The following is a 13149-nucleotide window of genomic DNA, read 5'->3' as shown; positions in this document are numbered from 1 at the left end:
GGGGAACGATGCGATACGGGCACAGGGTCTCCTCGGCGTGGGCACTGGCCGCGGCCACGGCCCTGCTCGTCAGCGGATGCGGCGGCGGAGGGGGCGGCGGCGACAAGCCGTCCGACCAGAAGCACAAATCGTCGGCCAAGACCGGCGGTTCCCCGACAGCCGGTGCCGACGACGGGGCCGACACGCCGTCCCCGACGCCGACAAAGGTCCTCGCCCAGATCAAGGGGGCCGAGAACATGTCCGTCACCATCAATTCCGCGAGCCGTGACGACGGCGGCTTCCTGACGGTCGAGGGATCCGTGACCAACGACGGCGACGAGCCCTTCACCGCCGATCTCTGGGTCGGCTCCGAGACCGCCGTCGCGAAGTCCGGTGCGTCGGTGGCCGGCGCCCTCCTCGTCGACGAGGCGGGCAAGAAGCGGTATTACGTGCTGCGGGACACGGACGGGCGGTGCCTGTGCACCATGGGCCTCGTCGACATCGAACCCAAGGAATCCCGTCCCTTCTTCGCCCAATTCCCCTCCCCACCCCCCACCACCACCGAGGTGGAGTTCGAGCTCCCCACCATGCCCCCCGCCAAAATCACCATCTCCGAGGGGTGATCCGGATGAAGCCCGCGGCGGCAGCCGCGCGTATCGCGCTCAGTGTGGTTCTCGCGGCCGGCGGGACCGCGGTCGCGCTCGGGGTGGTGGTCGCGCCGCCGGCGGTCGCGGACGGGGTGCCGCCGCCGTCCGCGGGGGACGCGGCGCCGAGCGCGCCCGTGCCGATCGACCCGGCCTCGCCGAACCTGCGGCTCCCGGAGGGGTCAAAGCTCGCGCCGGCGAAGGTGCTGGACATCGTGTCGGTGTCGGACGAGTCCTCGGTGGCGGCCGACCAGCCGGAGCAGCGCGAGGAGACGTCGAACTCGACGGTGACCTACGCGCTCCAGTCGGAGGTGGCCTTCGACAAGGACAGCGCGACGCTGTCGGCCGCCGCGACCGCCCGGATCCAGGCGATCGCCGCGGATATCAACACGCGGCACGTCACCTCACCCATTCGTGTCTTCGGTTTCACGGACGACCTGGGGAGCAGTGAGCACGGCGTGACGCTGTCGCGACAGCGGGCACAGGCGGTGTACGAGGTGCTGGCCGCGGCGCTGAGCAGTGCCGGTGACTCATCCCACACCTTCCAGGTCCGCGGCTACGGCGAGGACTACCCCATTGCGGACAATTCCACCGAAAGTGGCCGCCAGCAGAACCGCCGCGTGGAAATCACCTTCACTCCTCCTGCCGCGTAAGGTGCGGGTTGCGGGCCAGGACGCGGTACGGTGTAACTCCCCCCCTCGGGCCGGTTCGCTCTCCCCCCCTGCGAACCGGCCCGTTTTTTCGTGGGGCTCACCCGGCGTCCGCCGCGACCTCCAGCCGCACCCCGGGCCGTACGCCCCAGCGGGCCATCGCGCCGGCCTCGGACTCCAGGACGTGCCGGGCCCGCAGGCGGGGGCGGCCGAGGCGGCCGGGGGGCATCGTGCGGACGGCGAGGACGCGCAGCCGGCGGTCGAGGTAGGCGACGTCGATGGGGAAGCGCATCCGGACGGTGTGGATGCTGGAGGCGGGGGTCAGCAGCAGCGCGCCGTCCAGGCCGGTGCGGCCGAGCAGCCCGCGGGTGCGGGCGCGGTACGAGGCCGCGACCCGCAGCGGCACCTCCACCCAGCCCCCGGGCACCGCCCCGGCCCCGGCCCCAGGCGCAACCGAAGCCGCAGCCCCAACCCCACCTCCGCCCCCGCCCGCGTCGCGCGGGACGCGCAGGGTCGCCTCGCCGTCCTGCCAACGTCGGCGCACAGCGCCTCCCTTCGGGCCTGGGGGCCCGTGTACGGTCGGCCCGGTGCATGTCTATCCGATCGTGGCCGCGGCCGTCTGGGGAACCCTCAGCGGGCTGCTGCTGCCCCGTGCGGCGTACCGGCTGGCGGTGCCGGAGGAAGAGGCGTGGGCGGCGGCGTGCCCGGGCGGTCATCCGCTGCCGGCCGGGCCGCGCGGCTGGGTGGGCCCGGCGGGGTGCGGGGCGTGCCGCACGGGCGCCGGGAGGCCGGCGGGGGAGTGGCTGCCCGCGGTGGCGGGCGCGGCGCTGTGCGCGGGCCTGGCGGCGGCGCGCGGGGCGCACCCCGAGCTCGTGGTGTGGCTGCTGCTCGTACCGGTGGGGCTCACCCTCACCTTGGTGGACGTACGGGTCCTGCGGCTGCCCGACGTCCTGACGCTGCCCGCGCTGGCCGGCACGGCGCTGCTGCTGGGCGGCGCCGCCCTGCTCCCGGCGCACGCCGGCTCCTGGCCCCGCGCGCTGCTGGGCGGCGCGGCGCTGGGCGTGCTCTACGGCCTGCTCTTCGTGATCAACCCGGCGGGCATGGGATTCGGCGACGTCAAGCTCGCCCCCACCCTCGGCCTGGCCCTGGCGTGGTACGGCTGGCCCACCCTGGTCACCGGCACCCTCGTGGCCTTCGGGCTCGGCGCACTGAACGGCCTCGGCATGATGCTCGCGGGCCGCGCGCACCGTAAGACCCCGCTGCCGTTCGGCCCCTTCATGCTGGCCGGCGCGGCAGCCGCCCTGCTCCTGGCGTGACGCCGCGCCGGGCGGGGCACCCGTATGGGCCAACCCCGCCCGGCCTACGGCTCACGGCCTACGGCTCACGCCTCACGGCCTGCGCTTCACGGCCTACGGCTCAAGGCTCACGCCTCGCTGCTCACCGACCAGAGGTTGACGCCCGCCGGCTCCACGGCGTGCCGGTCGATCTCGGCCAGCTCCTCCGCGGTGAGCGGCGCCGCTCCCACCGCCGCGACGTTCGCCTCCAGCTGCGCCACCGACGACGCGCCGATGAGCGCCGAGGTCACCCGCGGGTCCCGCAGCACCCACGACAGCGCCAGCTGGGCCAGCGACTGGCCGCGCCCGGCGGCGACGTCGTTGAGCGCCCGCAGCCGCGCGACGGTCTCGTCGTTGACCAGCGCGGGGTTCAGCGACTTGCCCTGCGCGGCGCGCGAGCCCTCGGGGATGCCGCCGAGGTAGCGGTCGGTCAGCAGGCCCTGGGCGAGCGGCACAAAGCCGATGCAGCCCATGCCCTCCGCCTCCAGGACGTCCAGCAGGCCCTCGTCCTCGATCCAGCGGTTGATCATCGAGTACGACGGCTGGTGGATGAGCGCGGGCACGCCCAGCTCGCGCAGGATGCGCGCGGCCTCCCGGGTGCGCTCCGGGCCGTACGAGGAGATGCCGACGTAGAGCGCCTTGCCCTGCTGGACGGCGGACGCCAGCGCGCCCATCGTCTCCTCCAGCGGGGTGTCCGGGTCGTACCGGTGGGAGTAGAAGATGTCGACGTAGTCCAGGCCCATCCGGCCCAGCGACTGGTCGAGCGAGGCCAGCAGGTACTTGCGGCTGCCCCATTCGCCGTACGGCCCGGGCCACATGTCGTAGCCGGCCTTGGTGGAGATGACCAGCTCGTCGCGGTAGGGCCGGAAATCCTGCGCGAAGAGGGTGCCGAAATTGGCCTCGGCCGCGCCATAGGGCGGGCCGTAGTTGTTGGCCAGGTCGAAGTGCGTCACGCCGAGGTCGAAGGCCCGGCGGAGGATCGCGCGCTGCGAGTCGAGCGTGCGGTCGTCGCCGAAGTTGTGCCACAGGCCCAGCGAGATCGCGGGCAGCTTGAGCCCGCTGCGGCCGGTGCGGCGGTACTCCATGGCGGCGTAGCGCTCTTCGGCGGCGCGGTAGAGGTTTCTGATGTTCACGGTTCCTCCCTATCACGGGCGGTTGAACCGCTTACTACGTGGCAGGCGCACCGTGAGCGAGCCGCGCCGGGGTGCGGGCCGCGCCGCGCCCCGGTTCGTCCGGACGGCCTTTCGGGCAGTACCCTGGCGCCGGCGACCGAGCGCAGGAGGGGCTGGTACGCGATGAATCTGCGCGATCTGGTGTACGGGCTGTACTCCCGCAGGGTGGAGCGCCGGCTTGACGAGGACCAGGTCCCCAAGCACATCGGCGTGATCCTGGACGGGAACCGCCGCTGGGCGAAGGCGGCCGGCAGCACCGCGGCGCAGGGCCACCAGGCCGGCGCCGACAAGATCGCCGAGATGCTGAGCTGGTGCGAGGAGACCGGGGTCGAGGTCGTCACCCTGTGGATGCTCTCCACCGACAACTTCGACCGCCCGCAGGAGGAGATCGTCCCGCTGCTGGGCATCATCGAGGACGCGGTCGCGAACCTCGCGGCGACCGGCCGCTGGCGGGTGCACCACGTGGGCACGATGGACCTGCTGCCCGACCGTACGCAGGCGGTGCTCAAGGAGGCCGAGCAGGACACCCACGGCATCGACGGACTGCTGGTCAACGTGGCGGTCGGCTATGGCGGCCGGCAGGAGATCGCCGACGCGGTGCGCTCGCTGCTGTACGAGCACGCGAGCCGCGGCACGTCGATCGAGGACCTGGCCGAGATCCTGGACGTCGAGCACATCGCCGAGCACCTCTACACGCGCGGCCAGCCCGACCCGGACCTGGTCATCCGCACCTCGGGCGAGCAGCGGCTGTCCGGCTTCATGCTGTGGCAGAGCGCCCATTCGGAGTACTACTTCTGCGAGGTCTTCTGGCCCGCCTTCCGCAAGGTGGACTTCCTGCGGGCGCTGCGCGACTACGCCGCCCGCCATCGCCGCTACGGAGCGTGACACCCCCCAGATGGGTGCCGGCCCGGAGCCGGGACCGACGCCGGCCCGGGGCCGGTGAGCGGGCGGTGACCGGATCATGACCGTCGGATGACTGTCATATGCAGCCGCATGGGTAACGGAATTCCAGGGCATACCACTGGCAGACCGGCATCCGGCCCACGGCTGCCGGATTGCAGCCTCACCTCTCCCCGAGGGGGTTCGTCCACACGTGGTGACCAGCAAGAATCGCCGTGTTCACGACCGGCGCACGTACGTACTCGACACCAGCGTGCTGCTCGCCGACCCCAATGCCTTCACCCGCTTCGACGAGCACGAGGTCGTGCTCCCGGTCGTCGTGGTGACGGAGTTGGAGGCCAAGCGCCACCACCCTGAGCTGGGCTACTTCGCCCGCCAGGCGCTGCGGCTGCTCGACGAGATGCGGATCAGGTACGGGCGGCTCGACGCGCCCCTGCCGATCGGCGAGGTCGGCGGCACGCTCCGCGTCGAGCTCAACCACTCGGACCCCGGGGTGCTGCCCGCGGGCTTCCGGCTCGGCGACAACGACTCGCGCATCCTGGCGGTCGCCCGCAACCTGCAGGCGGAAGGGTACGACGTCACGGTCGTCTCCAAGGACCTGCCGCTGCGGGTCAAGGCGTCGTCGGTCGGCCTGCTGGCCGAGGAGTACCGCGCGGAGCTGGCCATCACGTCCGGCTGGACGGGCATGGCCGAGCTCGCGGTGGGCGCCGAGGACGTGGACACCCTCTTCGCGCAGGAGTCGGTCGACCTCCCCGAGGCGGCGGACCTGCCGGTGCACACCGGCCTGGTGCTCCAGTCCGAGCGCGGCAAGGCACTCGGCCGGGTGACCGCCGACGGGCGGGTGAAGCTGGTGCGCGGCGACCGCGAGGCGTTCGGCATCCACGGCCGCAGCGCCGAGCAGCGCATCGCGCTGGACCTGCTGCTGGACCCCGAGGTCGGCATCGTGTCGATGGGCGGCCGGGCCGGCACCGGCAAGTCGGCGCTGGCGTTGTGCGCGGGCCTGGAGGCGGTCCTGGAGCGCCGCCAGCACCGCAAGGTGATGGTCTTCCGGCCGCTGTACGCGGTGGGCGGGCAGGAGCTGGGCTATCTGCCCGGCACCGAGGCGGAGAAGATGAGCCCGTGGTCGCAGGCCGTCTTCGACACGCTGTCGGCGGTGACGTCCAAGGAGGTCATCGAGGAGGTCGTGGCGCGCGGCATGCTGGAGGTGCTGCCGCTCACCCACATCCGCGGCCGTTCGCTGCACGACGCGTTCGTGATCGTCGACGAGGCGCAGTCCCTGGAGCGCAACGTGCTGCTGACGGTGCTGTCCCGGATCGGCGCCGGCTCGCGCGTCGTCCTGACGCACGACGTGGCGCAGCGCGACAACCTGCGGGTGGGGCGGTACGACGGCGTGGTCGCGGTGGTGGAGAAGCTCAAGGGGCACCCGCTGTTCGCCCATGTGACGCTCACCCGTTCCGAACGGTCCCCGATCGCCGCGCTGGTGACGGAGATGCTGGAGGACGGCGTCGGCTGAGCGCCCGGCGCGCTCCGGCGTGCTCCGGCGTGACGCCCGGCGTGCTCCGGCGCAATCCGGCGCGATGTCCGGATTTACCGACAACTGAGACGATTTGAGGCTGCTGCGCCCCGTGGAAGGGGCGCAGCAGCCTAGCGTTTTCCGGCCGCGAAAGCCGCTGATTAGCCCGCACCGGCTGATGTGAACTTTGCCACTCAACCGGAAATTGCCGCGCGGCGTCCCCGTACGGCAGGGTGTGAGGCTGTCAGGCCCCGCTCATGGCATGCCCGTACCCCTCGGGGAACGGGTCGCACCACCCAGACAAGTCAACAACGACCGCCATGAGCCGCCCGAGCACCACGCGGAATCCCCACCGGACTTCGCACCGGGCCAGTACCCCCGTGACCGACCGGCCCGTACGGCGGACCGGAGCAGGGGGGCAGCGCCAGGGGCACGATTTCGCCCGTGCGGTCACCAAGCGGGCGATGCCGGAAGGAAACCGTGTGAGCCGGATCTCGGTCCGGGGATTCGCGGTGGCGTCTGCCACTGCGGTCACCACTGTGGGCGCTGTCGTAGGTGTCGCGTCGGGTGCGGAGAAGGGCGCGGCCACCGAGCCCGTCGAAGCCGCCGGGACGACGACCCTCCTCGCGGACATCCCTGTCGGACAGCAGGTCCAGCAGGCGTCGTTGACTGAGCAGGTGCAGGCGCAGTCGGACGCCGCTGACGCCACTGCCAGGCAGAGCGCGGAGCAGCAGGCCCGCATGCAGGCGGCCAAGGACGCCGCGGCCAAGAAGAAGGCCGCGGACGCGGCGGCGGAGAAGGAGCGGCTGAAGAAGCTCGCCGCTTCCGGGCAGGGCGACGCCAACGCGTCCTTCCCGGTCCAGCCGTCCTACACGATCGCCGAGGTCAAGGCGATGGCCAAGCAGATCGTGGGCGAGGCCCAGTTCACCTGCTTCTCCAACATCGTCGACCACGAGAGCGGCTGGCGCTACACCGCCAGCAACGCCTCCTCCGGCGCGTACGGCCTCGTCCAGGCCCTGCCCGGCTCCAAGATGGCCTCCGTGGGCGCCGACTGGCGCACCAACCCGGCCACCCAGATCAAGTGGGGCCTGAAATACATGAACTCGCGCTACGGCAGCCCGTGCGGCGCGTGGTCCTTCTGGCAGGTCAACCACTACTACTAGGCCGCCACGGCAAGTCGGCCGCGTACGACCTGCGACCCCCGGACCGGGTACGGTTCGGGGGTCGATGCCGTGCGCGTCCCCCGGACGGGTGTGGATAACCGCGCGGAGGCAACCCGTACGACAGGTACCGTCGTCCTGCACAGCGGATCCACATCGAAGGGCCCGGCGACGGCGGGTCGAGGGGGGCGGAACGAGCGATGCCCGACAAGCGCCACTGGAGTACCGCGCTCGCGGCGGGTCTGGCCGGGCTGGCCGGCCGGCTGGAGGAGCGGCACGCCAGGATCACCGCGCGCGACCACCCCGAGGGCGCCGTCGCCGACCCGGTCCTGCACCCCGTCCCCGGCACCGCACCGGCCGCCGAGGCGGCGCCTCCTGACGCCGTGTCGCAGGAGCCCGCGCCGGCCGCGGCGCCGGTCGCCGCCAAGCCGGCCGTCCCCGCCCAGCGCGCCGCGCCGCCGACCGACCCGGCGGCGGTCGTGCCGTGGAGCATGCGGGTCGCCGCCGAGGTCGGCTGGCGGCTGCTGATCCTGGCCGGGACGGTGTGGGTGCTGATGCGCGTCATCGGCGCGGTGCGGCTGGTGGTGCTGGCCTTCGCCGCGGCGCTGCTCATCACCGCGCTGCTCCAGCCGTTCGTGGCCCGCCTCAAGCGGCACGGCGTGCCGCGCGGGCTCGCCACCGCGATGGTCTTCGTCGGCGGCTTCATCATCATGGGCCTGGTCGGCTGGTTTGTCGTCTGGCAGGTGATGGACAACGTCGACAACCTCTCCAGCAGCCTCCAGGACGGTGTCGCCGAGGGCAAGAAGTGGCTGCTCAACAGCCCCTTCCATGTCACCGACGACCAGATCAACAACGTCGCGAAGAATCTGAGCGACGCGATCGGCTCCAACTCCAAGGCGCTGACCAACGCCGGCCTCGAAGGCGTCACCGTCGTCGTCGACCTGCTGACCGGTGTGCTGCTGGCGATGTTCAGCACGCTGTTCCTGCTCTACGACGGCCCCAACATCTGGAACTGGGTGCTCAAGCTGTTCCCCGAGGCCGCCCGCGAGGGCCTGGCGGGCGCCGGCCCGCGCGCCTGGCGGACGCTGACGCTGTATGTGCGCGGCACGGTCATCGTCGCGATGATCGACGCCATATGCATCGGTATCGGCATCTTCTTCCTCGGGGTGCCGATGGCGGTGCCGCTCGCCGTGGTGATCTTCCTGTCGTCGTTCGTGCCGCTGGTCGGCGCGGTGGCGTCCGGCTTCATCGCGGTGGTCGTCGCGCTGGTCACCGAGGGCCCGTTCACCGCGCTGCTGGTGCTGCTCGTGGTGCTCGCCGTCCAGCAGATCGAGGGGCATGTCCTGCAGCCCTTCATCCTGGGCCGGGCGGTGCGCGTGCACCCGCTGGCGGTGGTGCTGTCGGTGGCCGCCGGTTCGCTGGTGGCCGGCATCGGCGGCGCGGTCGTCGCGGTCCCGCTGGTCGCGGTGAGCAACACCGCCGTGGGGTATCTGCGCGCCTTCGCCCGCGACCGCGCCGCCGCCTCGGCCGCCTACGTGCCCGAACCGGCCCCGGAAATAGGCGAGTCGGCGCCGGCCCCCGCCCCGGCGTCGGCCGCCGAGCGCGCCCCGGAGCCGGCGCCGGAGTCCGCGCCGGAGCCCGACCCCGTATAGGGCCGGGCCCCGGCCGGTGCGGCGGGGCTATTCGGTGCGCAGGCCGTCCGGGCGCATCAGGCGCCACAGCGGCGGCAGGCTCAGCAGCGTCACGCCGAGGACGACGGCCGCGCCGATCGCCGACATGGACGCCACGCCCGACCAGTCCATCCGGAACGGGCGGTCGACCATGGCCAGCAGCGCCGCGCCGAGGCCGATCCCGCCGCCCGCGGCCAGCAGCAGCCCGAGGACGACCGGGACCGCGGTCTGCCACAGCACCGACCACACCAGGGCGCTGCGCTGCGTCCCGAAGGCCACCAGCACGGCCAGCAGCTTCTTGCGGTCGCGCAGCTGCTCCAGCATGGACACCAGCAGGCTCGCGCCGATCAGCACCATGGTGAGCGCCGCACCCGCGAACAGCCCGCGCCGCAGCTGGGTGAAGCTGGCTTTCGTGGTGGTGCCGTAGACGTCCGAGGCGTAGGTGTTCACGCCGAAGGTCGCCGCGGTGTTGCGCACGTACTCGACCGCGTCCGGTGTGCGCTTGTCGACGCTGACGTAGATCTGCGCGTCCGGGTCGGACAGCCGGCTGCCGTCGACGGCGCCGGGGGCGGCGAAGACGCCCCATGTCCAGCCGCCCATCAGGTCGACCCGGGCCGGCACCGTCGGGGTGCCCGGCGGGATCGTCCACAGCTGCGGGGTGCCCGTGTAGTGGTCGGTGTAGTCGGTGTTGAGGTCCAGCCGGGCGCCGGGCCTCAGGTAGCCGCGGGCGCGTTCGCCGTCGCTGCCGTGCGGCGGCACCAGGAAGACGCTGGAGGGCCCGCAGGTGCCGATCGCCGCGAGCTCGCGCAGGCTCGCGCAGTCGCCGACGACCACCGGCACGCCCGTCGCTTCGAGGGCGTCACCGCTGAGGGTGGCGGCGTCCGGCCGGTTGGCCTCGGCGCTGGTGTAGCCGACGACCTTCGTCACGCCCTTGGTCGCGGTCAGTTCCGCGATCTGCTGCCGGGTCCGCTCGACGGTGGTGTGCGAGCCGTAGACCTCCACCTGCGCCCGCGCGGGGTCGGCGCCGGTGCCGGTGGTGAAGTCCTGGTCTACGGCGGTGAAGAGCATCTGCAGCGCGATGGCGCCCGCCACGGCCACCGCGACCCCGCTGACCATCCGCCCGGCGGCCCCGCTGCCGAGCTGCAGCCGGCGCACGGCGAGCTGCCACGGCACGGGGCCGCCGCGCAGCCGCCCCACCGCGCTCTCCACCAGCCACGGCAGCACCGCCGCGACCCCGATCAGCAGCAGTACGGTGCCGGTCGCGACCTGCGTCTCGTTGACGTGCCGGTCGCCCTTCACGGTGCCGAACAGCGGTGCCAGCAGGGCGAGTCCGGCCGCCGGGAAGGCCAGCCGCCACCACAGCCGGCGCCGCCGGCCGAGGCCCTGCCGCACCACGCCGAGCGGTTCGATGACGGTGCGGCGCAGGCTGAAGAGCGTCACGGCGACCGCCGCGACCGGCACCGCGAGCGCGATCAGCACGGTCAGCGCGGGGTCGGGCGTCATGTCGGAGGGGTAGGCGGAGATGTCCCTGATGGTGACGTGCCCGGCGAACTGCCGGGCCGCCAGGAAGAACACCCCGCCGAGCAGCACCCCGAACAGCGCGCCCAGCAGCGCCTCACCGGCCGCGATCCGCCGGGTGCTGTGCACGTCCGCGCCGACCAGCCGCAGCGCGGCCAGCCGCCGGTCCCGGCGCTCACCGCCGAGCCGTACCGCGGTCGCGACGAAGACGGCGACCGGCAGCAGCAGCACCACCAGCACGATCACCAGCAGCAGGTCGAACACCGGCCCCTGCACCTCGGAGTTGCTGTGGTGCCCGAAGCCGGCCATGCGGTACGCGTTGCCGTTCCGCCCGGCGTCGTCGTAGGTCACGAGCTGGTCGCTGCCGGCGTAGTAGTACAGGTCGGACGGCCCGGTCAGCCCGGCGTGCCCGATCGTGCCGGTGATCGTGTACGGGATGCGCTCGCGCAGCAGCGGCGCCGACCTCAGCAGCTTCTGCAGGGCCGGCGAGGCCACCATCTGCCCCGGCGCCGGCACCTTCGCGACCCCCGGCGGCGGCTTCATCGCCGGGCCGTCGGGTTGCAGCAGGACGCCGGTGATGTCCTCGCCGTGGAAGACGGTGCGGTCCTCGGCGAGCAGGAAGGTGGCGTCGGTGGGCTTGGGCTGCTCGCCGACGGAGATCGTGTCGCGGGCCACCCGGCGCTGGTCGCGGGTGTGCATCATCGCCGGCACGGCCGCGGCGAGCAGCAGCAGCGCCACCCCGAGCCCGACGCCCACCGCGGTCAGCCCGGTGCGCAGCCAGCCCTCGCGCCCGCCGCCGGCCGCGAACCGCGCGCCCATCAGCAGATCGCGCGCCCACACCCGTACGCCCGCGCGCTGCTCGGGCCCCGGCGGCGGGCCGCCCGGCCGGCCGGTGGTCGTCCGGCCCCCGGCGACCGCGTCGAAGCCGGCGAACGGCCCGCCCCGCGGGGCCTGCGGCGTCATGAGGTGTGCTCCAGGTCGCGCGACTTCCCGTCCCGCACGACGATCTCCCGGTCGGAGTACGCGGCCACCCGCGCCTCATGGGTGACCAGGACGACGGCGGCGCCGGTGTCGTGCGCGGCCTCGGTCAGCAGCCGCATCACCCGCTCGCCGTTGAGCGAGTCCAGCGCGCCGGTCGGCTCGTCGGCGAAGACCACCCGCGGCCCGCCGACCAGCGCCCGCGCCACCGCGACCCTCTGCCCCTGCCCGCCGGAGACCTCCCCGGGCCGCTGCCCGGCCAGCTCGGCGACCTCCAGCCGCTCCAGCCAGCGCGCGGCCTCCGCCTCGGCGTCCCTGCGCCGCCGGCCGGCCAGCCGCAGCGGCATCGCCACGTTCTCCAGGCAGGTCAGCTCCGGCACCAGCTGCCCGAACTGGAAGACGAAGCCGAAGTCGGTACGCCGCAGGGCGCTGCGCGCGCCGTCCGACATCGCCGACAGCCGGTCCCCGCGGTAGCGGACCTCGCCGGCGTCCGGTGTGACGATGCCGGCCAGGCAGTGCAGCAGCGTGGACTTGCCCGACCCGGACGGGCCCATGACGGCGACGACCTCACCGGCCCGTACCGACATCTCCGCGCCGTCCAGCGCGCATGTGCGGCCGAAGGACTTGCGCAGGTCCCGGGCGACCAGCAGCGGCTCGGCCGCGGCCCCGGTCACCGGGTCACCTGCGCGGCGAGCTGGTCCAGCCGGGCCGCGGTCAGCTCCAGCCAGCGCAGGTCCGCCTCCAGGTGGAAGAGCGCGTGATCGCAGATGAGCTGGTCGGCGAGGTCGCCGCCGGACTTGCGGCGGGTCAGCTCGCGCATCAGCCGCAGGTGCTCGGCGCGCTGAGTGTCCAGCAGCTCGGCGGCCGAGCGGCCGGTCAGCAGGGCGAGCACGACCTTGGTGTAGAGGGTCGTCTGGAGGTACGGCTCGGGCTTCTCCGGCGTGGCCAGCCAGCCCGCGACATCGGTGACGCCGGCGTCGGTGATGGCGTAGCGCTTGCGCTCGGGCCCGCCGCCGGGCTCGATGCCGTCCACCTCGACCAGCCCGTTCTTCAGCAGCCGGGCCATGGTCGAGTAGACCTGCCCGTATGCGAGGGGCCGGTCGTGTCCGAAGCGTTCGTCGAAGGCGCGCTTGAGGTCGTAGCCGTGGCGCGGGCCGGACTCCAGGAGCCCGAGCAGGGTGTGGCCGATTGACATGCGAGGCACACTACACGATGCGTATACATCGTGTGTATACGCACCGTGCATAAGGCCGCGTGCTGGCCTTTCCGCAGGTCAGGGCACGTGGCTAGGAAGTGGGGGGCGGCTCGGCCGTCCGGTCCGCGCGGGGCGGCCGGCCCCGGCGCGGGATCGGGCGGGCCGCGGACGGCAGCCGCCCGGCGTCCGCCAGGGCCCGCCGCAGCAGGAACTCGATCTGCGCGTTGGTGCTGCGCAGCTCCGCCGCCGCCCAGGCCGCGAGCGCGTCGTGGACGGCGGGGTCGAGCCGCAGCAGCACCTGCTTGCGCCCCTGCCGCGCCCGCCGCCCGCCGCCCGCGCCGCCCGCGGCGTCCTCCGCGCCCTCGCCGACGTCCGGGCCGGCGGTCTCCGGGTCCGCCGCGCGGGGCGCCCGGCCGGGATCCGTCACGTCTGCGGC

The 13149-nt window shown here is 73.3% G+C and carries 13 protein-coding genes; 7 read left to right on the top strand and 6 right to left on the bottom strand.

The window, feature by feature from the left end; all coding sequences use genetic code 11:
- Positions 1 to 8: 8 nt before the first annotated feature.
- Positions 9 to 602, top strand: coding sequence for a hypothetical protein (locus HCN08_RS03990; protein ID WP_167981437.1), 594 nt, complete (start codon positions 9 to 11; stop codon positions 600 to 602).
- Positions 603 to 607: 5 nt separating this feature from the next.
- Positions 608 to 1276 carry an OmpA family protein gene (locus HCN08_RS03985; protein WP_167981436.1) on the top strand — a complete coding sequence of 223 codons (669 nt, stop codon included), beginning with the start codon at positions 608 to 610 and terminating at the stop codon, positions 1274 to 1276.
- A gap of 97 nt (positions 1277 to 1373) precedes the next feature.
- Here the strand turns inward: HCN08_RS03985 and HCN08_RS03980 are convergent, their stop codons facing one another.
- Entirely contained in the window at positions 1374 to 1817 is a 444-nt protein-coding gene (locus HCN08_RS03980) for a DUF192 domain-containing protein (protein WP_167981435.1), read from the bottom strand.
- A gap of 43 nt (positions 1818 to 1860) precedes the next feature.
- Here HCN08_RS03980 and HCN08_RS03975 point away from each other — a divergent pair, with 43 nt between their 5' ends.
- Entirely contained in the window at positions 1861 to 2589 is a 729-nt protein-coding gene (locus tag HCN08_RS03975; protein WP_167981434.1) for a prepilin peptidase, read from the top strand.
- A gap of 107 nt (positions 2590 to 2696) precedes the next feature.
- Here HCN08_RS03975 and mgrA read toward each other — a convergent pair whose 3' ends face one another.
- A complete protein-coding gene (gene mgrA, locus HCN08_RS03970; protein ID WP_322974210.1) occupies positions 2697 to 3740 on the bottom strand; it encodes an L-glyceraldehyde 3-phosphate reductase in 1044 nt (347 codons plus the stop codon).
- Positions 3741 to 3902: 162 nt separating this feature from the next.
- Here mgrA and HCN08_RS03965 point away from each other — a divergent pair, with 162 nt between their 5' ends.
- The 4 genes from HCN08_RS03965 (at position 3903) to HCN08_RS03950 (ending at position 9004) form a co-directional block, all read left to right on the top strand.
- Positions 3903 to 4664: an isoprenyl transferase gene (locus HCN08_RS03965; RefSeq protein ID WP_167981433.1), complete on the top strand. Its 762-nt coding sequence runs from the start codon at positions 3903 to 3905 to the stop codon at positions 4662 to 4664.
- Positions 4665 to 4872: 208 nt separating this feature from the next.
- Entirely contained in the window at positions 4873 to 6192 is a 1320-nt protein-coding gene (locus HCN08_RS03960; RefSeq protein WP_167981432.1) for a PhoH family protein, read from the top strand.
- A 482-nt stretch (positions 6193 to 6674) separates the two neighbouring features.
- Entirely contained in the window at positions 6675 to 7355 is a 681-nt protein-coding gene (locus tag HCN08_RS03955) for an aggregation-promoting factor C-terminal-like domain-containing protein (protein WP_167981431.1), read from the top strand.
- 197 nt (positions 7356 to 7552) lie between these two features.
- A complete protein-coding gene (locus HCN08_RS03950) occupies positions 7553 to 9004 on the top strand; it encodes an AI-2E family transporter (protein WP_167981430.1) in 1452 nt (483 codons plus the stop codon).
- Between the two features lie 27 nt (positions 9005 to 9031).
- On the opposite strand, the gene HCN08_RS03945 is transcribed toward HCN08_RS03950, so the two are convergent.
- The 4 genes from HCN08_RS03945 to HCN08_RS36410 all read right to left on the bottom strand — a co-directional run bounded on the left by HCN08_RS03945 (position 9032) and on the right by HCN08_RS36410 (position 13140).
- Positions 9032 to 11503: an FtsX-like permease family protein gene (locus HCN08_RS03945; RefSeq protein ID WP_240969745.1), complete on the bottom strand. Its 2472-nt coding sequence runs from the start codon at positions 11501 to 11503 to the stop codon at positions 9032 to 9034.
- Positions 11500 to 12192 (bottom strand): ABC transporter ATP-binding protein, encoded by a 693-nt coding sequence (locus HCN08_RS03940; RefSeq protein WP_322974209.1) that lies wholly within the window; start codon positions 12190 to 12192, stop codon positions 11500 to 11502. The genes HCN08_RS03945 and HCN08_RS03940 overlap by 4 nt, the downstream gene beginning before the upstream one ends.
- Positions 12189 to 12713, bottom strand: a complete 525-nt coding sequence (locus HCN08_RS03935; protein WP_167981429.1) for a PadR family transcriptional regulator — start codon at positions 12711 to 12713, stop codon at positions 12189 to 12191. Before HCN08_RS03935 ends, HCN08_RS03940 begins: the two co-directional genes overlap by 4 nt.
- 91 nt (positions 12714 to 12804) lie before the next feature.
- Entirely contained in the window at positions 12805 to 13140 is a 336-nt protein-coding gene (locus tag HCN08_RS36410; RefSeq protein WP_322974208.1) for a hypothetical protein, read from the bottom strand.
- Positions 13141 to 13149: the final 9 nt, after the last annotated feature.

This window comes from Actinacidiphila epipremni (assembly GCF_012034175.1).
Classification (GTDB): Bacteria; Actinomycetota; Actinomycetes; order Streptomycetales; family Streptomycetaceae; genus Actinacidiphila; species Actinacidiphila epipremni.
This window is presented reverse-complemented; position numbering and strand designations above follow the sequence as displayed.